We start from the raw sequence: 21,518 nt of genomic DNA on the forward strand, positions 1-21,518 counted from the left end.
CAGGTCGTCGGGGCCCTTCGTGCATCGTGCGTCTCAGTACAGCAGCATCGTCAACCGGCGCCGGGCGGCGGCGACGCGGGGGTCGTCCAGGCCGACGATCTCGAAGTAGTCGAGGAGGCGCGTGCGGGCTGCGTCCTTGCCGGCCGCGTCGAGCGACGGGAAGACCGTCAGCACGCGGTCGAAGGCGTCGTCGACGTGGCCGCCGCTGACGTCGAGGTCGGCCACGGCCAGCTGGGCGTCGACGTCGGTCGGCGCCGCGGCGGCCGCGCCGCGGACGTCGGCGATCGTCACGCCCTGCAGGCGCGCGATCAGCGATACCTGGGCGAGGCCCGCGACGGCGAGCTGGTCGCGCGGGTCCTGCGCGATGGCCGTGCGGTAGGCGGCGATCGCCGCGTCGTAGTCGCCCCGATCGATGGCGTCGTAGGCGTCCTGGTGGTGCGGCGGCAGGGGCTCGGGCTCAGGCTCGGGCGTCTCGCCGTCCGCGGAGACGGCGGCGCCGTCGACCACGGCCGTCCCCGTGACGCCGTTCTGCGCGGCCAGCTCGAGCACCTGCTCGAACACGTCGCGCACCTGCGCCTCGGGCAGCGCGCCGACGAACAGCTGCACGGGCCGACCGCCGATGACGGCGGCGACCGCAGGGATCGACTGCGCCTGGAACGCCTCGGTCAGCTGGGGGTTCGCGTCGACGTCGACCTTGACGAGCAGCAGTCGGCCCGCGTACTCGGCCACGAGCTTGTCGAGGACCGGCGAGAGCTGCTTGCACGGCCCGCACCACTCCGCCCAGAGGTCGACGATCACAGGGACCGTGTTGCTCAGCTCGAGCACCTGGGAGAAGGTCGCGTCGGTCGCGTCGACGACCAGCGCGGGGACCGCGACCGCGGCGGCCGGGGCGCCGGCGGGCTGGCCGGGTGCCGCAGGCTGCGCGGGAGCGCCGGCTGCGGACGGTGCGGGCCGGTTCACGAGGGACGACAGGTCGACCGCCCCTCGGAGGCCGGCGGGGACGGGGGGAAGGCCGGTCACGGCAGCTCCTTCGCTTGGATGAGTGCCTGGCTGAAGCCGAGCAGGACGATCTTGTCGTCGCTGCCCACGGGAGGCACCTGGAACAACAACTGGACACCGTAGGTCGCCTCGATGCCCTTCTTGGACGTGTCGAGGCCGAGCAGGGACTTGACGACGCCCTGCGGCTCGACGCTCGCGCCCTCGGCGGTCGGCTTGACCGTCTCGACCTCGTTCAGCGCCACCGAGACGAGCGCCCCGGCGTCGTTCGTCGCGAAGGCCACCGCGTCGTCCTCGACGGGGGTGGACGAGAACTCGATGGAGGCGGTGGTCGGCAGGGCCGTCCGCTTCGCGTCCTTGTAGGCCTTGCCGATCTTGTCCCGCAGCGTGTCGCCCTCGCCCTGGAACTGTGGTGCCCACTGGCTCTCGTCCCCGTTGCGGAGGATGTCGCCGTAGGCCTCGGCGAGCTGGTCGGGCCGCAGGGTGAGGAGCTTGACGTCCGGTGCCAGCCTCGCGGCCCCGATGGTGGCGGGGGCGACCGTCGGCAGGGTGGCCTGCGCCTCCAGCGACTGGGCGTACTCGACCTTGTAGGGGTCGCGAGCCGTCTCCTGCAGCAGCGTCAGGGCGACGGGCGCCTTGGTCGCGTCCGCGTCCTGGACGACCGTGAAGAGGGTGCGTGGCCAGGTGTCCGACTGCTGCGGCAGCGTGAGGGTCACGTCGCCGGCAGGGATGGCCAGGGGACCGGCCGCCGCGGCGTCCTTCGCCCGGATGACGTAGTCGGCCTGGCGCTGCTGGAGCGCGGGACCGGTGAACCGCGTCTCGGCCAGCGCGGCGTCGAGCGCGCCGTCCGCCTGCGACGCGACCGCGGCGACGCGCTCGACGATCCGCTCGGCCTGGGCGACCGTCACGACCGGGGGCTGCACGCTCGGGGCGTCGTCCTCGGCGTCGGCGCCGTCGGTCGGGGTGGCCGTCGGGGTCGCCGTCGCGGACGAGCTCGCACCCGCGCCCTCCGCGGGCGCCGGCCAGTAGTCGGCGGAACAGCCGGCGAGGGCCAGCGAGCCGACGAGGAGGACGGGCACGACGGCGACCGACCGCCGCGTCCGGCCGCGACGCGCGCCGGGCGAGGACGAGGCGTCGATCGACTCGGGGGTCCCCGCCTTGAGCGCGCGCCGGCGGGACGGCCGGGAGAGCTTGGGGCGCGAGCCGTCGCTCGAGGTGCGGCGGGGGCCGCGGGTCCGACGGTGGTGGACGATCGCCCAGATGTAGAGGAGCACGCCGATCAGCAGCGTCAGGAGGCCGCCGACGATCAGCGGGCCGGCGGTGGGGGTCGCCTGGGAGAGCGGCCAGGTGACCGCGAGGTCCGCGGGCGCCGGCTCGGTGCCGTCGGAGACGACGACGAGCGACACGTCGTCGGGCGCGTCCAGGGAGAAGGTCAGGGGGCTGCCGCTGTACTGGTCGTACCAGAGGTCGGAGTCGGCCGGGTCGGGCACCGCCGTCTCGTCGCCGGCGACCGTGCGGGTCGTCAGCTCGCCCGCGTCCGCGTCCCACTCGACGAGGTTGTAGTCGGCGTCGCCGACCCAGCCGAGCACGTCGGAGGTGCGGCCGGTGGCCGCGAACACCGTGTCGGCTCCGTCGATCGAGACTGCCTGACGTCCCTCACGCCCGTGCAGCGCACTGGCGGGGACGACGGTCACGGTCGCCTCGGAGGAGCTCGTCGACACCGAGGACGAGACGCTCGACGGAGGCGCGAACACCGTGCGCTGGGCGAACCCGAGGGCCACCATCAGCGCCGCGAGCACGACGACGACGACAGCGATGATGAAACGCACGTTGTTTTCTCCCTCCGTGCCGCCATCCCGGTCGGGTGGGAGCGCCGCGGCAGACGCCGACGGAGCTCGCGCGGGCCTGGCCGGGAGGCCGGGCACGGCGGCGGGTATTTAAGACGGCTCAGCGTATCCGACCAGCCTGAGTGCCGCACCCCGGCCTTCCTCGGGGACCGTCGCCCCCTCCTCCGGCCGCTAAAATCGTCGCGCCGGGCACGTGAGCAGTGCCCGCCACGGACGCGAGGGAGACACAGTGGCTGCTGACGACACGGAATTCGGGACCGAGCTGCGCGGCTACCGCAAGGACGACGTCGACGCGGCCCTCGGCGACCTGCGTCGCGAGCTGATCAAGGCCAACGCCGACCGTGCCGAGATGGCAGGCAACGTGAAGCAGCTCCAGACCCGGCTCGACGACCTGCAGACGGAGCTCGAGGAGGCCGGCACGCCCACCTACGCCGGGCTGGGCAGCAAGCTCGAGCAGACCCTCCGGCTCGCGGAGGAACAGGCGACCGCCCTCGTCAGCAAGGCCGACATCGACTCCGAGGAGCTCCGCACCTCGTCGACGAGCGAGGCACGACGGGTGCTCTCCGACGCCCGGGAGCGGGCCGACGCCCTCCTCGAGGACGCCCGGGGCCGGGCCGCCGCCCAGGTCGCCGAGAGCACCGGCGAGGCCGACCGCATGGTGGCCAGGGCGCGCGGCGAGGCGCGCTCGCTGCTGCAGGAGGCCCAGCGCGACTCGTCCGCGATGCGGGGCGCCGCGGCCACCGAGTCGGCCGAGAACGTCAGCACGGCACGGCACGAGGTCGCCGCCCTGCACGCGACGGCTGAGCGCGAGGTCGCCGAGCTGCGGGCCCAGGTCGAGCGCGAGGTCGCCGACGCCCGTGACGGCGCCGCGGCGCTGGCACGGGACACCGAGCTGGCACGCGCCGAGTTCGTCGCCGAGGACGAGCGCGTGCGCGCCGACCTCGCCCGCGAGTCCGAGACGGTCCGCGCCGAGCTGGCGCGCCTCGACGAGACCACCCGCGCCGACCTCGAGCTCGAGGTGGCCACCCGACGGGACGACCTCGCCCGAGAGGTCGAGGCCGCCCGCGCGGAGCTCGACGACGACGTCGACACCGGCCGTGCGGAGCTCGCGGAGCACGTCGCGGTCACCAGGGCAGAGCTCGACGCGGACGTCGCGCAGACGCGCGCCGCCCTGGAACGCGAGGTCGAGGAGGCGCGCCTCGCGGCCCGGAGGGACGTCGAGTCCGCGCGGGCCGACCTCGAGCACGAGCTGACGACGGCTCGTGACGCCCTCTCCGCCGAGGTCGTCGCCACCCACGAGCGCCTCGAGCGCGAGGTGCAGCAGCAGCGGGACCGGCTCGAGCGCGAGGCGGGTGAGGCACGTGCCGTCGTGGAGGCCGAGACGGTCAACGCGAGGGCCGACCTCGACGCCGAGGTGGCCGAGAGCCAGGCGCAGCTCGTCGACGACGAGGAGGCGCAACGCGTGCGCCTCGCAGCCGAGGCCGCGACGCAGCAGGCGAGGCTCGTCGCGGACCGCGAGACCGCCGTCGCCGAGCTCGCCCGCGAGCTCGAGGAACGCCGCAGCGACGCCGAGGTCGAGCTGCGCACGCGACGCGACGAGGCCGAGCGCGAGCTGGTCCAGCGGCACCACGCTGCGGTGGCCGAGACGCAGGGCTACCTCGACGACGCCGCGGGGCAGCTCGAGGAGGCGCGTCAGCGTGCCGTCGAGACCCGACGCGAGGCGGACGAGCTGGAGCGCACCTCGCACGAGCACGCCCGCACGGTCCGCTCCGAGGCCGACGCCACGGCCCACGACGTCCTCACGAACGCGGAGCAGCGCGCCGCGAGCCTGGTCGACGAGGCCGAGCGCCGGTCCGCCGAGCTCACCGACGACGCCGAGCGTCGCCTCGCCGAGATCCGCGAGGAACGCGACGCCGTCGCGGGGTACCTCGAGAACCTGCGCGCCGTGTTGGCCCCGCAGGCGCAGGGTGCGCCAGAGTAGACAACCGGTGGCGTCGAGCTGAACGGCGCACCGGCCGTCGACAGGAGCCGCCCGCGTGAAGATCCACGATCCCTTCCGCCTCGGGCTGCTGGCGGGCCTCGGCGTCATCGCCGCCCTCGTCATCGGGGGCGCCCTCAGCGAGCTGTCGACGATCCTCACCTACGTCGGGGCCGCGATCTTCATCGCCCTGGGCCTCGACCCGGTCGTGTCCTGGCTGGAGAACCGCTCGGTGCCGCGCTGGCTCGCGATCGTCATCGTCTTCACGGTCGCGATCGGGGCCTTCGTCGGCGTGGTGTTCGCGATCGTGCCCGTCATCGTCAGCCAGGCGACCACGCTGATCACGAACCTCGTCACGTACCTGCAGAGCGTCACCACTCAGGAGTTCGTCGACAACCTCCAGGCTCTCGTGCCCCAGAACTTCTTCGACGTGCAGCAGGCGCTCGACTCGGTCCTGGACTTCCTCACGAACCCCGACAACGTCGTCACGATCGGCGGCGGCGTGCTGGCCGTCGGCGTGGCCATCGGCAACGGGGTCTTCGCCACGGTCGTCGTGGTCATCCTCGTGCTCTACTTCACCTCGTCGATCAACACCTTCAAGGCCGGCATCTACCAGCTCGTCCCTGCCTCCAAGCGCGTGCGCTTCGCCGACATCGCCGAGCAGATCAGCCAGTCGGTCGGCCGCTACGTGATCGGCCAGTTCACGCTCGCCGCGATCAACGGCGTCCTCAGCTTCATCTTCCTCAGCTCCATCGGGGCGCAGCAGCCGGCGGTCTTCGCCTTCATCGCGTTCCTCGGCTCGATCATCCCGCTCGTCGGCACCATCAGCGGGTCGGCGATCATCGTGCTCGCGCAGATCGTGCTGCTGCCGGACTCCCCCGCCACCTGGGTCACCGCCGCCATCTGGTACCTCGTCTACATGCAGGTCGAGGCGTACGTCCTGAGCCCTCGCATCATGCGCCGCGCGGTGAAGGTGCCGGGAGTCGTCGTCGTCATCGCCGCGCTCACCGGCGGCACGCTGCTGGGCGTGCTCGGGGCCCTGATCGCCATCCCGGTCGCCGCCTCGGTCCTCCTGATCATCCGCCAGGTCGTCGTGCCCCGGCAGGACGCCCGCTGACGGCCGGTCCGGCCGCGGACGAGCCGAAGGCAGGGCTCTCCTAGGAGGCGGCCTGCTCGCCCTCCGAGGCAGGCCACGTGGTCGGCAGCGGGAGCGCGCCGGGCGCCACGCGCCGCACGATCTCGTCGAGCACCCTCGACGTCTGCTTCTCGCCCACCCAGAGGTGCTTGCCGCCCTCGACCGCGACGACCTCGGCGCGGGGCACGGCCGCGAACCGTGCCCGCGCCTCCTCGGGCTGCAGGTAGTCGTCGTGCTCGGGGACCACGGCGACGATCGGGACGTCGTTCTCGTTCCACGCGGCGAGCTCGGCCTCGGTCGTGCGGTGCAGGGGCGGGGAGAGCAGGAGGAGCCCCGCGACGTCGACGCCGCGGCCGTGCTTCAGCGCGACCTCGGTGCCGAACGACCAGCCGAGCAGCCACGGCGTGGGCAGTCCGGCGCCCTGGGCGAGCGCGACGGCTGCCCTCAGGTCGGCGGCCTCGGCCTCGCCCTCGCCGAAGGAGCCCTCGGAACGCCCCCGGGGCGACGAGACGCCGCGGAAGTTGAAGCGGAGGACGGCGACGTCGGCCAGCGCCGGCAGACGCGCCGCGGCCTTCCGGATCACGTGCGAGTCCATGAACCCGCCGGCAGTCGGGAGGGGGTGCAGCGTCACCAGGGTGGCGACCGGGTCCCGGTCGAGCGGCAGCGCCAGCTCGCCCACCAGGGCGAGCCCGTCCGCCGTGCGGATCTCGACGTCGGATCGGCGCGCCGGGAGCTCGACGCCGCCGCGGACGTCCACGGGAGAGGCAGGGGGCAGGGTCACGAGATCCTCCAGCAGTGGGTGTGCCAGTGTCGGCGGGAGGCGAGGTCGTCCTGCTCGCCGAAGAGCCCGTCGGCACGCCAGACGACGAGGTGGGGCGTGCCGGGAGAGACCGTCAGCGCGCAGCCGGGGCAGGTGTAGTCCTTGACCGCGGAGGACGCCGACACCGACTGCACGACGAACTCACGCCCGCGCCGGGTCTCGGTCCGCGGACCACCGAAGAGGGAACGCGCGAGATCGCGCTCGTCACGGACTTCTTCCGTGCGGTTCCGCTCCGCTCGGTCGCGCGGACGACGCGGGCGGTTGCTGCGGGGCATGCCCTCCAGCGTAGCCCGCCCCTCAGCGGTCGGGGGTCAGTACCAGCCGACGGACTGCGAGTGGCCCCATGCGCCGCACGGCGTCGCGTAGCGACCCTGGATGTATCCCAGGCCCCAGGTGATCTGGGTCGCCGGGTTGGTCTGCCAGTCGGCTCCCGCCGAGGCCATCTTGCTGCCGGGCAGAGCCTGCGGGATGCCGTGGGCACCGCTCGACGCGTTGTGCGCGTTGATGTTCCAGCCCGACTCCTTGTTCCACAGCGAGACCAGGCAGTCGTACTCGCCGGTGCCCCAGCCGCGTGCGGCGACCATCTCGGCGGCGATGGCCTTCGCCGTGCCCGGGTCGGGGACGCCCGCCACGGGCGCGGCGCCCGACGACGGCTTCTTCGCGCTGCCCGACGACGAGGCGGCAGCAGCGGGCTCGTCCGTCGGGGCCTCCTCGACGACCGGCGCGGGCGGCGGCGGAGGCGGCGGCAGGGTGACGCCGTACTGGTCGCGATCGGCGGCGAGCACGACGCCGGCACCCACCACGAAGGACTGACCGGGAGCGACGAGGGCCGCAGCGCCGCCCACGCTGGTCGTCGCCGCCTCGGCGCCCGAGAGCGGGTTCACCAGCGACGCGGACACGAAGGCGAAGGTCGCGGCGAAGCCCACCAGGGGCAGCGCGTAGCGGCGACCTGCGGACATGCGGGCCCGGGGGGCCGGCGGTGCTGCAGGAGGGGCCAGGAGCGATGCCGGGACGCGCCGCCTCTCGATCGTCCGAGGTCGACTGACGACCAACCGCTGCTCGGAGAGAGAGTGGCCCGTGGTCGCGTTCGCTGAGTGCCTGCCCATGAGTCCGTCCAGGGTAACGGATCCGTCACGGATCGGCCAGGGCCCCGATGGCGCGTCGCGGACGGGCCGGTCGCCAGCCCCGCGGGGCATCCGTCAGCGGACGGCGAGCATGACGTCGACCACGGCGTCGAGGAGCACGTCCACCTGCGCCTCGCGGTATCCCCCGCGCCGGGCGCGGAAGACCGATCCCCGCACGTCGTCGATGCTGAGGGCCTTGCCGTCCGTGAAGTAGCCCTGGAGGCGCCGGGCCAGACGGTCCACGTCCTTGGGGTGGTAGCCGACGGTCAGCACGCTGACGCGGTCGAACCGGTGCCCCACCGGACGGTCGAGCCTGGCCACGATCTCCTCGGCCGCGCTGCGCGCCTCGCCGTACCAGCCCTCGTCGCCGGCGGCGGTCACCGCCCGGTCACGCTCGCGGCTCGCGAAGGCGTCCTCCAGGCGCTCGAGCGCCTGGTCGACGTGCGCCGGGGAGTAGCCGCCCTTCCGCATCGAGAACGCGGTGCGCCGGATGCGGGCCGAGTCGACCGGCGACGCCGCCTCCGCGCCGCCCGTGTAGGCGGCTCGCGCCTCGGCGAGGAACGCCTCGACCTCGGACACGTCGTAGCCGCGCTGGCCCTTGGGCACCGTGGGGAAAGTTGAGCTCACGCCGTCCATCATGCCGCATCGGCCTCGGGGGCCCGGGGCGGGACCCTGGGCCGGGTCAGGTGACCAGCAGGTAGAGCGCGTACGCGGCTGCCGCGGACGGCAGCGTGCTGTCCAGGCGGTCGAGGAACCCGCCGTGGCCGGGCAACCAGGTGCTGATGTCCTTGATGCCGAGGTCGCGCTTGATCAGCGACTCGGAGAGGTCGCCGATCGTCGCGGTGACGATGATCACGCCGCCGAGGACGAAGCCGAACCACCAGGGCTCGTCGAGCATCAGCCACGAGGTGAGCACGGCCGCGATCAGGCTCGCGGCGACGGACCCGGCGAAGCCTTCCCACGTCTTCTTGGGGCTGATGCGCGGGGCCATCGGGTGCTTGCCGAAGTTCAGGCCGGTCGCGTACGCCCCCGTGTCGACGGCGATGACGATGATGAGCGTCGCCAGCGTCCAGTTGGCGCCGTTCGGCTCGGCCGCGAGGACGAGCATGAAGCTGCCGAGGAACGAGCAGTAGATCTGCACGAACGCGCCGGCGCCGATGTCGCGCCAGACGACGGAGGCGGGCTTGCGGTGCGAGGAACGCACCAGCTCGGCCACCCGCCAGAGCGAGACGACGAGGACGCCGCCGACGAGGCCGAGCCACTGGCCCTGCACCCCGAAGACGAAGGAGAGCGGGACCATGGCCAGGCCCACCAGCACGCTCGGCAGACGGGGCACGTCGCGCCCGGCGAAGCGGAGCGCGCTCGTCAGCTCGAAGCACAGCGACCCGATCAGGGCGCCGGCGACGATCATGAAGAACGCCGGCTCGAAGATCAGGCTCAGCAGCACGGCCGCGCCGAGCCCGACACCGACAGCGATGGCCGCGGGGAGGTTGCGACCCGTGCGGGCCGTCAGCTTCTCGTTGCGGGCACCGAGCTGGGCACGCCGACTGCGGATCTGGTTCTCGAGGTCGTGCCGTGCGGCCTGCGCCCTGGCGTCGAAGTCGGCGCGACGGCTGCCGAGGGTGGTCTTGGGTGTCGGCACCGACTCGTCGGGACGTGCGCCGTCGGGTGCGTCGCTCATCTAGACCTCGAGCAGCTCGGCTTCCTTCTTTTTCAGGGCGTCGTCGATCTGGTCGATGTAGCCCTTCGTGATCGCCTCGAGCTCCTTCTCGCCGCGCGCGACCTCGTCGTCGCCGACCTCGGTCTTGAGCGCGTCGAGCGACTCCTTCGACTTGCGCCGGACGTTGCGGATCTGCACCTTGGCGTCCTCGCCCTTGCCGCGGACGATCTTCACGAACTCCTTGCGGCGGTCCTGCGTCAGCTCGGGGATCGTCACGCGGACGAGCGTGCCGTCGTTGGTCGGGCTGGCACCGAGGTTCGGGAAGGTCGCGATGGCCCTCTCGATCTCCTTAAGGGCCGACTTGTCGTACGGCGTCACGATCATGGTGCGCGCCTCGGGCACCTGCAGCGACGCGAGCTGAGCCAGCGGCGTCGGCGTCCCGTAATAGTCGACCGGGATCTTCTGGAACAGGCTGGGGTTGATCCGCCCGGTCCGCACCTGCCCGAAGTCCGTCTTGGCCGACTCGAGGGCCCGGTCCATCTTCTCGCGTGTCTCGGTCAGTACGTCAGTGATCGTCACGATGCTCCCTTGGTTCGTCGTCGAGCTTAGTCGTCAGTTGCTGACGAGGGTCCCGATGCGCTCGCCCCGGATGGCGCGGGCGATGTTGCCGTCGCCCTCCATCCCGAAGACGTGCATCGGCATGCCGTTGTCCATGCAGAGGCTGAACGCGGTCGAGTCGACCACCTTCAGGCCCTGGACCAGCGCCTCCTGGTAGGTGAGGCGGTCGAGCTTGACCGCGGACGGGTCGTGGCGGGGGTCCGCCGAGTAGACGCCGTCGACGCCGTTCTTCGCGACCAGCACCTCGGCGGCCCCGATCTCGAGCGCGCGCTGCGCCGAGACGGTGTCGGTCGAGAAGTAGGGCAGGCCTGCGCCCGCGCCGAAGATGACGACGCGGCCCTTCTCGAGGTGGCGCTCCGCGCGGCGCGGGATGTACGGCTCGGCGACCTGGGTCATCTCGATGGCGCTCTGCACGCGCGTGGCGGCGCCGGCCTGCTCGAGGAAGTCCTGCAGGGCGAGGGCGTTCATGACGGTGCCCAGCATGCCCATGTAGTCGGCCCGTGCCCGGTCCATGCCGCGCTGGCTCAGCTCGGCGCCGCGGAAGAAGTTGCCGCCGCCGACGACGATGGCGATCTCGACGTCCTTCGCGGCCTCGGCGATCTCGCGGGCGATGGCTCCGACGACGTCGGGGTTGACGCCGAGCTGCCCGCCCCCGAAAGCCTCGCCCGAGAGCTTGAGGAGGACGCGTCGTCGTGTGGTGGTGTCTGTCGTCATGTGGGGTCTCCCTCGTGTCGTGGCCGTAGCCAGGGTAGCGAGTCGCGGCGCAGGTGCCCGATCGTCTGGTGCCCGGCGCGCACCTCCTCGGCCTCGACGGACCGGGACGGCGGCGGGCGCACGAACGGGGTCCGGGACGCGTGCGTCCCGGACCCCGTCCCGTGGCTGGCTAGGCGCCGACCTTGATCCGGGCGAAGCCCTGGATCTCGATGCCGGCCTGCTCGACGACCTTCGCGACCGACAGCTTGCTGTCCTTCGCGTAGGCCTGGTCGAGCAGGGCGATCTCCTTGAAGAAGCCGGTCAGGCGACCCTCGATGATCTTCGGCAGGGCGGCCTCGGGCTTGCCCTCGTTCTTCGCGGTCTCCTCGACGATGGCGCGCTCCTTGGCGACGTCCTCGGCGGGGACCTCGTCGCGCGACAGGTACGTCGGCGCGGCGAAGGCCACGTGCTGGGCGATCGAGCGAGCGGTCTCGGCGTCGGAGCCGGTGTAGCCCACGACCACGCCGACCTGCGGGGGCAGGTCCTTCGAGGTCTTGTGCAGGTAGATCGCGAACTCGGTGCCCTCGACGCGGGCGACCGTGCGGAGCTCGACCTTCTCGCCCATGAGCGCGGCCTCGTCGTTGACGAAGGCCTCGACGGTCTGGCCGCCGATCGCGGCGGCGTTGCCCTCGGCGGCGTCCTTCGCGCCGGAGGCCGCGACGGCCTCGAGCACGGAGTCGGCCAGCGCGATGAACTTCTCGTTCTTCGCGACGAAGTCGGTCTCGCTGGCGAGCTCGATCAGGGTGGCGTAGCCGCCCGACGCCTTGGCGGCGACGAGGCCCGCGGTGGTCTGACGGCCCTCGCGCTTGGCGACGCCCTTCAGTCCCTTGACGCGCAGGATCTCGACGGCCTTCTCGATGTCGCCATCGGCCTCGACGAGCGCGTTCTTGCTGTCCATCATGCCCGCGCCGAGGCGGTCACGGAGGGTCTTCACGTCAGCGGCGGAGAAATTCGCCATTGTCTGACTTCCTTTCGTGGAGTCGGAAGGGGGAGGTGGGGGGTTCTACTTCGCGTCCGCGGCGGCGTCGGCGTCGGCCGGCTCCGCAGCGGTCTCGTCGCGGGGCTCGGCGACGGGCTCGACGACCGGCTCGCCCAGGGGCTTCTCGGCGACCTGAGCGTCGGCGTCGTTCTCCTCGACGGGAACGGCCTCGGCGGCGGGAGCAGCCTCGGCGGCAGGAGCCGACTCGGCGGCCTTGGCCTCACCCTGGGCGAGCAGCTCGGCCTCCCACTCGGCGAGGGGCTCGACGGGAGCGTCGGCGTCCTCGGGCTTCTGGTGACGCTGCACCAGGCCCTCGGCGGCGGCGTCGGCGACGATGCGGGTCAGCAGGCCGACGGAGCGGATGGCGTCGTCGTTGCCGGGGATCGGGAAGGTGATCTCGTCGGGGTCGCAGTTCGTGTCGAGGATGCCGATGACCGGGATGCCCAGCTTCTTGGCCTCGTCGATCGCGAGGTGCTCCTTCTTGGTGTCGACCACCCAGAGGGCGGACGGCGTCTTGGTGAGGTTGCGGATGCCGCCGAGCGTCTTGTGCAGCTTGTCGAGCTCGCGCTTCTTGATCAGGAGCTCTTTCTTGGTGAAGCCCTGCGTCGTGTCGTCGAAGTCGATGTCCTCGAGCTCCTTCATGCGGGCGAGGCGCTTCGAGACCGTCTGGAAGTTGGTCAGCAGACCACCGAGCCAGCGCTGGTTCACGAAGGGCTGACCGACGCGGTTCGCCTGCTCGGCGATGGAGCCCTGGGCCTGCTTCTTGGTGCCGACGAAGAGGACGGTGCCGCCGTGGGCGACCGTCTCCTTGACGAAGTCGTACGCCTGGTCGATGTAGCCGAGCGACTGCTGCAGGTCGATGATGTGGATGCCGGAGCGCTCGGCGAGGATGAATCGCTTCACCTTCGGGTTCCAGCGGCGGGTCTGGTGTCCGAAGTGGACGCCGCTGTCGAGCAGCTGGCGGATGGTGACGACGGCCATGGTCGTTCTCCTATTTTCTGCGGCACGCGCGGGCGCGAGCCTGTTGTCGGTTGTCTGGGCGGCCGGACGGCCGCCGCTGCCTGGTGCCCGGGCACGCATCCGCCGCCCGTGCCGGAGCACGATCGGACCGAGTGGATGCGGAGGCCGGTGTCACGCCGCGGGCGGCCGAGCTGCGGGGCAACTGAGCTGCGAGGGCGAGGTGCGTCGAGACGCACGGGCACGCGAAGTCAGCCTGCTGAGCAGGCTGCGTGCTCATGGTAGCACCGACGAGGGGCGCCCCGACGATGCGGGACGCCCCTGCGGGTCGTGTTCCGGGACGGCCCTGCGGGCGCCCGACGGCGGGGGCGCGAGCCCCGTCGGCTCAGCGGGGTCGGCGCGTCAGGAAGCCGAGCGGACGACGCCTCGGGTGGGCCGCCTCCTCGAGTCCGAAGTGGTCGCCGATGCTGTCGCGGAACTGCCGGCGCTGCGCCCGGAGGAACTTCCGGTGCTCGTCGTCGAAGGCACGGAATGTCGCGACGCAGATGCCGATCATGACGACGCTGAAGGGCAGCGCGGTGATGATCGCCGCGGTCTTCAGGGCGTCGAGGCCACCGGTCAGCAGCAGGGCGATGGCGACGAGCGCGGTGACGACGGCCCAGAAGATGCGGACCCAGGTCTTCGGCTCGGTGTCGCCGCCGGTCGAGATCATCCCGAGCACGAGCGAGCCGGAGTCGGACGACGTGATGAAGAACAGGCCGATCAGCAGGATGGCGCCGAAGACGGCGATCGAGCCGCCCGGCAGTCCCTGCAGCATCTCGAACAGGGCGCCCTCGGTGTCGACCGAGCCGTCGGCCGAGACCAGGCCTCCCCCGCCGAACACCTCGCGGTAGAGGGCCGCGCCGCCCATGACGCTGAACCAGAGGAACGTGAGGACCGTCGGGACGACGAGGACGCCGGTGACGAACTCGCGGACGGTGCGCCCCTTCGAGATCCGGGCGATGAAGATGCCGACGAAGGGCGCCCAGGACATCCACCAGCCCCAGTAGAAGGTGGTCCAGCTGCCCTGCCAGGCCTCGCCCTCGGCACCGGAGAACGCGCTCACGGTGAAGGTCAGGCCGACGACGTTCTGCAGGTAGGCGCCGAGCGACTGAACGAAGTCGCGGAGGAGGAAGAGGGTGGGCCCGCTGACGAGCACGAAGACGAGCAGGAGCGCGGCGAGCACGATGTTGATGTTCGACAGCCACTTCATGCCCTTGGTGACGCCGCTGACGAGCGAGAAGATCGTGACGCCCGTGATGGCGGCGATCAGGACCACCTGGACGACGATAGTCGGCTCGGCGATGCCGGCGGCGGAGAGGCCCGCCGAGATCTGCAGGACGCCGAGGCCGAGCGACGTGGCGACGCCGAAGAGCGTGCCGACGACCGAGACGACGTCGATCAGGTTGCCCCAGCCGCCCTTGACGCGGTCGCCGAGGAGGGGCTCGAGCGCCCAGCGGATCGAGACCGGGCGGCCCCGACGGTGGATCGCGTAGGCCATGCCGAGGCCGACGACGATGTAGATCGACCAGGCGTGGACGCCCCAGTGCAGGTAGGTCTGGCTGAGGGCCTGACCGGCGAGCTCGTTGTCGTTGCCCGTCACGCCCGGCCGGGGGCTGGCGTAGTGGCTGAGCGGCTCGGCGACGCCGTAGAAGACGAGGCCGATGCCCATGCCCGCGGCGAAGAGCATCGACAGCCAGGAGCCGCGCGAGAACTCGGGCTCGTCGTCGTCCTTGCCGAGCTTGATGTCGCCGTAGCGGCTGAGCCCCATCCAGAGCGCGAAGACCACGAAGACCGCGGCCAACAGCACGTAGTACCACCCGAAGGCGCCGACGATGCCGGTCTGGACGGCGCCGAACAGGCCCTCGGCGATCTGGGGGAACAGCATGGCGAACACCACGAACGCGAGGATGATCGCGGCCGCGGGCCAGAAGACCCACGGGGCGAACGCGCGCTTCCTCGAGGCGCCGGAGGGCGCCTCCTGGTCCCGGGACGCGACCGTGGTCGCGCCCTCCGTCGAGGGTCCGTCGGCAGGCTCGACCGGGGTCGAGTCGTCGGCGTGGCTCATGAGAACGTCCTTCCACAGCGAGAACGCCCCGCCCGGAGCCGGACAGGGCGTTCGTCGATGATGCCAGAGATCAGGCGCGGGCGCCCCTGGCGGGCTTGCCGGAGCCCGACTCGACCGCGGACACACCCATCTCCTCGAGGCTGCGGCCCTTGGTCTCGGGGATCTTCGCGAGCACGAAGAAGAACGAGATGAGGGCGAAGGCCGCGAAGATGCCGTACGACAGCGTGAGGCTGAGGGCGGCGAGCGACGGGAACGACACCGTGACGATGAAGTTGGCGATCCAGTTGGCCATGCTGCCGACGCCGAGCGCCGTCGCGCGGATGCTGTTCGGGAACATCTCGCCGAGCAGGACCCACATGAGCGGGCCCCAGGTGGCGCCGAACGACACGACGAAGAGGTTGGCCGCGACGAGCGCGACCGGGCCCCAGGCACCGGGCAGCTGGGGGTCTCCGCTGGAGTCGACGACCGACTGGCTGAACGAGATCGCCGTGACGGCGAGGCTGACGAACATCCCGATCGAGCCGGCGAGCAGCAGCGGGCGACGACCGACCTTGTCGACCAGGCCGATCGCCACGAACGTGACGACGACGTTGACCACGGCCGTGATGGTCGAGATCGTGAAGGAGTCGCTCTCCTGGAAGCCGACAGCCTGCCAGAGGGTCGTCGAGTAGTAGAAGATCACGTTGATGCCGACGAACTGCTGCAGCACGGCGAGGATGATGCCGACCCAGACGATCGGCTGCAGGCCGAACCTCGTGCCGCGGATGCTCGACTTCTTGTCGAGGGCGGCCTCGGTGGCGATGGAGTCCGTGATCTCCTTCAGGCTCGTGTCCACGGTCTCGGCGGGCACGATGCTCTTCAGCACGTCCTTCGCCTCGTCCTCCCGCCCCTCGCCGGCCAGGTAGCGCGGCGACTCGGGCAGTCGCCAGGCGAGGAAGCCGTAGACGACGGAGGGGACGATTCCGACGAGGAACATCCAGCGCCACGCGGCGAGGCCGAAGAGCGACGGCTCGGAGGCGCCGCCCGCGGTGACCGCGAAGAGCTGGTCCGAGAGCAGGGCGACGAAGATGCCGAGGGTGATGGCGAGCTGCTGGAACGACGCGAGCCGACCCCGGATCGCCTTCGGCGAGACCTCGGAGATGTACGCCGGGGCGATCACGGAGGCGATGCCGATGCCGAGGCCGCCGATGACGCGCCACAGGACGAGGTCCCAGACCGCGAAGGCGAACGCGGCGCCGATCGAGCTGATGAGGAACAGGGCCGCGCCGATGAGCATGACCTTGATGCGGCCCATCTTGTCGGCGAGGCGGCCGGCGATGTACGCGCCGATCGCACAGCCGATCAGGGCCGAGGCCACGGCGAAGCCCGAGGCGAACTCGGTCAGCCCGAACTCGTCGGTGATGCTCTGGACCGCTCCGTTGATGACTGACGAGTCGAAGCCGAAGAGGAAGCCGCCGACGGCCGCGGCGACCGCGAGAGCCGTCACCCGTCTGTTCAGGCTCTTCGTCGTCTCTGCTGATCGCGCCGCGTTCGACACTGGGTCTCCGTTCCACTGCTCGGGGAGCGGGCTCGTGTCCTCGCTCCCCCACATCCGTCGTGCACAGGTGTTCGTGCACGCGTGAACAGTACGCCCGGTGCGGGATCGGTGCACGCTCGGCAGAGTCTCACGATGGACACCACCTGTCGACGGGGTCGCCCCCGCCCGCGCCCCCTCCCCCGCCTCCCCCGCCTCCTCGGCCTGCTGGTCGCGCTGCCGGCGCTGCTGCTCGTGCACGTCTCGGGCACCGACGCCACGGCGAGCGCCACGTCGACCGGCACGACGGCCGGGACGTCGTCGGCGCCAGCCGTGCCGTGGTCGTGGCCCGCGGCCCCGCCGCACCCTGTCGTCCGGGCCTTCACGGCGCCCGAGCACCGCTGGTCTCCGGGGCACCGGGGCATCGACGTCGGCACGCCGACCGGCTCGGCCGTGACGGCGCCGGACGACGGCGTCGTGCACTTCGCGGGCGTGGTGGTCGATCGTCCCGTGCTGTCGCTGCGCCACGCCGACGGCGTGCTCAGCAGCCTGGAGCCCGTCGTCAGCGAGCTGGCCGCGGGCGAGACCGTCGTGCGCGGGCAGGTCGTCGGGACGGTCCAGGCGGGGCACTGCCCGGACGTCGAGTGCGTCCACCTCGGAGCGCGGATCGACGGTGAGTACGTGTCGCCGCTCCTGATGCTCGGGCTCGGACGGCCGTCGGTGCTGCTGCCGACACGTCGACCCGGGTGACCGGGGCCACCGGGGTGACCGGGGCTGTTCCGTGGACGGGGCGGGTGGACGACCGGCCTGCGGGTCAGGCCCTCGGGTGGGCCGTCCGGTAGCTCTCGCGGAGCCGCTCGGTCGACACGTGGGTGTAGATCTGCGTGGTTCCCAGGCTCGCGTGCCCGAGCAGCTCCTGCACGGCGCGGAGGTCGGCGCCGCCGTCGAGCAGGTGGGTCGCCGCGGTGTGCCGCAGCGCGTGCGGCCCCGCCGGGCCGCCGCCGGGGAGGTCGACCAGCAGCCCCGCGACGAGCCGGTGCACGGCGCGGGTGCCGAGCCGCGCTCCGCCGGCCCCGAGGAACGCCGCACGACGCGCGTCGTCGGCTCCGGCCGGATCGGCGGGGGCCGTCGCAGCGAGCGCCGGCCTCCCGAGCGTGAGCCAGCGGTCGAGCGCCTCTGCCGCGGGCACCCCGAAGGGCACGACCCGTTGCTTGGCGCCCTTGCCCGTCACGAGCACGGTGCGCCGCTCGAGGTCGAGGTCGCCGACGTCGGTGCCCACCAGCTCGGACACGCGCAGGCCTGACCCGTAGAGCAGCTCGACGACGGCGAGGTCGCGTCGGGCCCCGGGGTCGGCCGTGTCGGCGCGGACGGCCAGCGACCGCAGCACGCCGTCGATCTGAGGCGACGTGAGGACGCGCGGCAGGTGGCTCTCGGCCTTCGGGGCGCGGAGCCGCACGCCCACGTCGGCGGCCGTGCGGTCCGTCTCGTCCAGCCAACGCGTGAACGCCCGTGCGCTCGCTGCCCGTCGTGCCAGGGTCGTCCGGGCGAGCCCCGACTCGGTCGAGCGCCACAGCCAGTCGCGCAGCAGCTCGAGGTCGAGGTCGGCGGTGACCGGCGGCCGGCCCGCCCGCCCGGCGGCGTGGGCGTCGAGGGCGTCGAGGTCGGAGGCGTAGGCCCGGACCGTGTGCTCGCTGAGGCCCCGCCCGTCACGGAGGTGGGCGAGGAACCGCTCGACGTCGCCGAGGAGGCGCGTCACGGCCTGACCCGCCCGTCGCGGGAGGCCCCGGTCGACCCGTGCGCCCCGAGCCCGCTGTCCGTCGTCGCTCGCACGGGGCCAGGCTACCCACGTCGCGCGGCGGGACGGCGGCGCCACCCGGCAGGCCGTCGCTCCACGAGCTCGTCGGCCTCCATCTCGGCCAGGAGGGTCCGCACCGTCGCGACCGAGAGGCCGGAGGCGGCGGCGACCTCGTCCGTGCTGCGCTCGACCCGCGTGCTCAGGGCGTCCTGCACGCGGCCGACGTCGACGGGCTGCTCGGCCTGCCAGGCCTGCTCGACGAGGTCGTCCTCGCCGCCCACGAGCTCGACGACGTCGGACAGCCCCGTGACGCACGTCGCGAGGCCGGAGCGGAGCAGCGCGTGGCAGCCGGCCGAGAGCGGCGACGTGACCGGCCCCGGCACGGCCCCGACGGGACGCCCCAGCGCGGTCGCGTGGCCGGCCGTGTTGAGCGATCCCGAGCGCTGACCGGCCTCGACGACGACGACCGCGGCGCTGAGGGCGGCGATCAGCCTGTTGCGGCTGAGGAACCGGAACCGGTGGGGCATGGTGCCGCACGGCGACTCGGAGACCATGAGGCCGTCGCGCAGGACGGCACGGAGCAGGTCGTCGTGCCCGGTCGGGTAGAAGCGGTCCACCCCGCCCGCCATCACGGCGACCGTGCCGGCACCCGACGCGACGGCGGCTCGGTGCGCCATGCCGTCCACGCCGTACGCGCCGCCCGAGACCACGACGAGCCCGCGGTCGGAGAGCCCGCTCGACAGGTCGGCGGCGACCTGCTCGCCGTAGGACGTCGCCGCCCTCGCCCCGACGAGGGCCACGCCGGTCCGCGTCTCGGGCAGCTGCCCGCCGCCTCGCAGCCAGAGGGCTGCGGGCGCGTGGTCGCCGAGGTCGTCGAGGGCCGACGGCCACGAGGCGTCGCCCGGCACCACGACGCGGACGCCCAGGGCCGTCGCGGACCGGAACCAGCCACGGACCGTCGCGGCCTCGACCCGTGGTGCCCACCGGCTCAGCGCCCGGTGCAGCTCGAGGCGGTCGACGTCGGGTACCCCGGCCGCGACCATCCGTGCCCCGAGGACCCCGGGGTCGAGCTCCGAGCGCCGCGCTGCGAGCGACTCCAGCACCAGCCGGAGCGACACGGCCGGGCCCAGGGCCCGACGGCAGGCACCCGCCGCGGCGTCGCCGTCGGACGCGACGCCGCTCCAGGCCGCGAGCCCGAACGCGTCGACGGGGTCGCACCGGGACGGCTCGTCGGCCCGCACCCCGGCGGCGAGGTCGACGAGGTCGGCCGTGCTGGCCGAGAGCAGCGCGTTCACAGCGACCGCCGGAGACCGAGCGCCCGGGCGACGTGCCCGTGGCCCGGCACGTCGGCGGCGTCGAGGTCGGCGAGCGTCCACGCGACCTTCAGCACGCGGTCGTAGCCCCGCATGGTCAGGGCGCCCGACTCGAGGGCGCGGTCGATGGGACGGGTCGCGGAGAGCGGGAGCCGGCGGCCCGGGGACCGCAGCCAGGTGCCCGAGACCTCGGCGGTGAGCCGCCACGGGGTGTCGGCGAGCCGGGCGGCAGACCGACGCCGCGCCTCCTCGACCCGTGCCCGCGCCGCCGCCGTCGTGACGACCTCGGCCGTCTCGGCGAGGCGGAACTGCGCCGAGCTGATGCGGGCGACCTGCAGCTGGATGTCGATCCTGTCGACGAGCGGGCCCGAGAGCTTCGCGTGGTAGCGCCGCCGCTGGATCGGCGTGCAGACGCAGTCGCCGTCCCGGGTGCCGTGCTGTCCGCACGGGCACGGGTTCGCGGCGGCCACCAGCTGGAAACGGGCCGGGAACCGAGCGACGGCGCGGGCCCGGTGGATGACCACCTGCCCGGACTCGAGGGGCTGGCGGAGGCAGTCGAGGACGGACTGCGAGAACTCGGGGGCTTCGTCGAGGAAGAGCACTCCGCGGCTCGCCCGGGTCACGGCGCCCGGGCGGATCACGCTGCTGCCGCCGCCGACCATGGCCGCGGCGCTCGACGTGTGGTGGGGATCCTCGAAGGGCGGGCGTCGCTCGAGCTCCCCGTCGATCGGCCTGCCGGACAACGAACGGACGGAGCTGACCTCGAGCGCTTCGTCGACGTCGAGGTCGGGCAGGAGGCCCGGCAGGCGCGCGGCGAGCATGCTCTTGCCTGCCCCCGGCGGACCCACCATCAGCAGGTGGTGGCCGCCGGCCGCGGCGACGACCAGGGCCTCGACGGCGTCGGAGTTGCCGATGACGTCGCCGAGGTCGGTGTCCTGCCGCCGAGGGTCGTCGACCCGCGGCCTGCGGATCGCGTCGACCGGCTCGGGGACGAGGTCGGCGCCGTGCCGGATGGCGGCCTCGCGGAGGCTCGCCACCCCGACCACGCTGATGCCCGGCACCAGCGACGCCTCGTCGACGGCGTCCGCCGGGACGACGACGGTGCGGACGCCCGCTCGGCGAGCAGCGAGGACGGCAGGCAGCACGCCGTCGACCGGCCGGACCCGGCCGTCGAGCCCGAGCTCGCCGAGGTGGACCGCCTCCTCCACCGACTGCGCCGACACGAGACCCGACGCCGCGAGTGCCGCCATCGCGATGGCCAGGTCGAACGACGAGCCGTGCTTCGGCAGCGACGCGGGCGACAGGTTGACCGTCAGCTTGCGCGCCGGCAGGGCGCACCCGGCGTTGGTGGCCGCCGCCCGCACGCGGTCACGAGCCTCGCCGAGCGAGGCGTCGGGGAGCCCGATGATGACGAAGGCCGGCAGGCCGGGGCCGATGTCCGCCTCGACCTCGACGAGCGCGCCCTCGAGCCCGAGCAGGGACACGGCCCTCGTGCGACCGACGCTCACGCGACGGCTCCCCGCACGTGCGAGATCTCGTCGTCGGCCGAGGTGCGTCCGAGGACGACGCCGACGACGTCGATGCGCACCCGCCTGCCCGTGCCGGGGTGCGCCTCGAGCCACGCACCGGCCAGGCGCCTCAGCCGGGCCAGCTTCACCGGGGTCACCGCCTCGAGGGGGTGCCCCCAGCCGACGCCGCGGCGCGTCTTGACCTCCACGACCACGACCTCGTCGCCGTCGAGCGCCACGACGTCGATCTCGCCCTCGCGGCACCGCCAGTTCAGCTCGACCACGCTCAGCCCGTGGTCCTCGAGCCACCGGGCGGCGAGCACCTCGCCGTGCCGACCCGTCTCGTCCTTCTTCGCCATCTCGACCTCCTGCACGGACTGTGCCGGAGGTGTGGTCGAGGTCGCCGGTCGGGGAC

General features: G+C 72.8%; 20 protein-coding genes. 3 read left to right on the forward strand and 17 right to left on the reverse strand.

Features of this window, described 5'->3' with window-relative positions; all coding sequences use genetic code 11:
- Window positions 1–33 precede the first annotated feature (33 nt).
- Together ITJ48_RS03910 and ITJ48_RS03915 are read right to left on the reverse strand one after the other, a co-directional pair.
- Window positions 34–1,020 carry a tetratricopeptide repeat protein gene (locus ITJ48_RS03910; protein WP_194612478.1) on the reverse strand — a complete coding sequence of 329 codons (987 nt, stop codon included), beginning with the start codon at window positions 1,018–1,020 and terminating at the stop codon, window positions 34–36.
- Window positions 1,017–2,825, reverse strand: a complete 1,809-nt coding sequence (locus tag ITJ48_RS03915) for a hypothetical protein (protein ID WP_194612479.1) — start codon at window positions 2,823–2,825, stop codon at window positions 1,017–1,019. Before ITJ48_RS03915 ends, ITJ48_RS03910 begins: the two co-directional genes overlap by 4 nt.
- 247 nt (window positions 2,826–3,072) lie before the next feature.
- Here ITJ48_RS03915 and ITJ48_RS03920 point away from each other — a divergent pair, with 247 nt between their 5' ends.
- Window positions 3,073–4,824 carry a hypothetical protein gene (locus ITJ48_RS03920; protein WP_194612480.1) on the forward strand — a complete coding sequence of 584 codons (1,752 nt, stop codon included), beginning with the start codon at window positions 3,073–3,075 and terminating at the stop codon, window positions 4,822–4,824.
- Between the two features lie 55 nt (window positions 4,825–4,879).
- On the forward strand, window positions 4,880–5,938 hold the full coding sequence (locus tag ITJ48_RS03925) for an AI-2E family transporter (RefSeq protein ID WP_194612481.1): 1,059 nt from the start codon (window positions 4,880–4,882) through the stop codon (window positions 5,936–5,938).
- Window positions 5,939–5,978: 40 nt separating this feature from the next.
- Here the strand turns inward: ITJ48_RS03925 and ITJ48_RS03930 are convergent, their stop codons facing one another.
- The 11 genes from ITJ48_RS03930 to ITJ48_RS03980 form a co-directional block, all read right to left on the reverse strand.
- Window positions 5,979–6,731, reverse strand: a complete 753-nt coding sequence (locus ITJ48_RS03930) for an alpha/beta hydrolase (RefSeq protein ID WP_228506466.1) — start codon at window positions 6,729–6,731, stop codon at window positions 5,979–5,981.
- A 2-nt stretch (window positions 6,732–6,733) separates the two neighbouring features.
- The gene (locus ITJ48_RS03935; protein ID WP_123546424.1) at window positions 6,734–7,051 is read right to left on the reverse strand and encodes a hypothetical protein; all 318 of its coding nucleotides are present in this window, start codon (window positions 7,049–7,051) and stop codon (window positions 6,734–6,736) included.
- 36 nt (window positions 7,052–7,087) lie between these two features.
- The gene (locus tag ITJ48_RS16035) at window positions 7,088–7,735 is read right to left on the reverse strand and encodes a lytic transglycosylase domain-containing protein (protein ID WP_228506199.1); all 648 of its coding nucleotides are present in this window, start codon (window positions 7,733–7,735) and stop codon (window positions 7,088–7,090) included.
- 240 nt (window positions 7,736–7,975) lie between these two features.
- Window positions 7,976–8,536 (reverse strand): DivIVA domain-containing protein, encoded by a 561-nt coding sequence (locus tag ITJ48_RS03945; RefSeq protein ID WP_228506468.1) that lies wholly within the window; start codon window positions 8,534–8,536, stop codon window positions 7,976–7,978.
- Between the two features lie 46 nt (window positions 8,537–8,582).
- Window positions 8,583–9,581, reverse strand: a complete 999-nt coding sequence (locus ITJ48_RS03950) for a phosphatidate cytidylyltransferase (RefSeq protein WP_194612483.1) — start codon at window positions 9,579–9,581, stop codon at window positions 8,583–8,585.
- Complete coding sequence (gene frr, locus ITJ48_RS03955) at window positions 9,582–10,100, reverse strand: ribosome recycling factor (protein WP_228506470.1); 519 nt, start codon at window positions 10,098–10,100, stop codon at window positions 9,582–9,584.
- Between the two features lie 72 nt (window positions 10,101–10,172).
- Window positions 10,173–10,892: a UMP kinase gene (pyrH, locus tag ITJ48_RS03960; protein ID WP_192042350.1), complete on the reverse strand. Its 720-nt coding sequence runs from the start codon at window positions 10,890–10,892 to the stop codon at window positions 10,173–10,175.
- A 169-nt stretch (window positions 10,893–11,061) separates the two neighbouring features.
- Window positions 11,062–11,889, reverse strand: a complete 828-nt coding sequence (gene tsf / locus ITJ48_RS03965) for a translation elongation factor Ts (protein WP_123546429.1) — start codon at window positions 11,887–11,889, stop codon at window positions 11,062–11,064.
- Between the two features lie 45 nt (window positions 11,890–11,934).
- A complete protein-coding gene (gene rpsB, locus ITJ48_RS03970) occupies window positions 11,935–12,891 on the reverse strand; it encodes a 30S ribosomal protein S2 (protein ID WP_194612485.1) in 957 nt (318 codons plus the stop codon).
- Between the two features lie 361 nt (window positions 12,892–13,252).
- A complete protein-coding gene (locus ITJ48_RS03975; RefSeq protein WP_194612486.1) occupies window positions 13,253–14,974 on the reverse strand; it encodes a BCCT family transporter in 1,722 nt (573 codons plus the stop codon).
- Window positions 14,975–15,044: 70 nt separating this feature from the next.
- A complete protein-coding gene (locus ITJ48_RS03980; protein WP_194612487.1) occupies window positions 15,045–16,565 on the reverse strand; it encodes a sugar porter family MFS transporter in 1,521 nt (506 codons plus the stop codon).
- 78 nt (window positions 16,566–16,643) lie between these two features.
- Between ITJ48_RS03980 and ITJ48_RS03985 the strand changes: the two genes are divergently transcribed.
- Complete coding sequence (locus tag ITJ48_RS03985) at window positions 16,644–17,237, forward strand: M23 family metallopeptidase (protein WP_194612488.1); 594 nt, start codon at window positions 16,644–16,646, stop codon at window positions 17,235–17,237.
- Window positions 17,238–17,301: 64 nt separating this feature from the next.
- Here the strand turns inward: ITJ48_RS03985 and ITJ48_RS03990 are convergent, their stop codons facing one another.
- From ITJ48_RS03990 to ITJ48_RS04005, 4 genes are all read right to left on the reverse strand, one after another.
- Window positions 17,302–18,243, reverse strand: a complete 942-nt coding sequence (locus ITJ48_RS03990; protein WP_194612489.1) for a tyrosine recombinase XerC — start codon at window positions 18,241–18,243, stop codon at window positions 17,302–17,304.
- An 83-nt stretch (window positions 18,244–18,326) separates the two neighbouring features.
- Window positions 18,327–19,577: a DNA-processing protein DprA gene (dprA, locus tag ITJ48_RS03995; protein ID WP_370544767.1), complete on the reverse strand. Its 1,251-nt coding sequence runs from the start codon at window positions 19,575–19,577 to the stop codon at window positions 18,327–18,329.
- Entirely contained in the window at window positions 19,574–21,103 is a 1,530-nt protein-coding gene (locus ITJ48_RS04000) for a YifB family Mg chelatase-like AAA ATPase (RefSeq protein WP_370544768.1), read from the reverse strand. Before ITJ48_RS04000 ends, dprA begins: the two co-directional genes overlap by 4 nt.
- Entirely contained in the window at window positions 21,100–21,462 is a 363-nt protein-coding gene (locus ITJ48_RS04005) for a YraN family protein (RefSeq protein ID WP_194612492.1), read from the reverse strand. The genes ITJ48_RS04000 and ITJ48_RS04005 overlap by 4 nt, the downstream gene beginning before the upstream one ends.
- Window positions 21,463–21,518 lie beyond the last annotated feature (56 nt).

The organism is Frigoribacterium sp. VKM Ac-2530 (assembly GCF_015350835.1).
Lineage (GTDB): Bacteria > Actinomycetota > Actinomycetes > Actinomycetales > Microbacteriaceae > Frigoribacterium.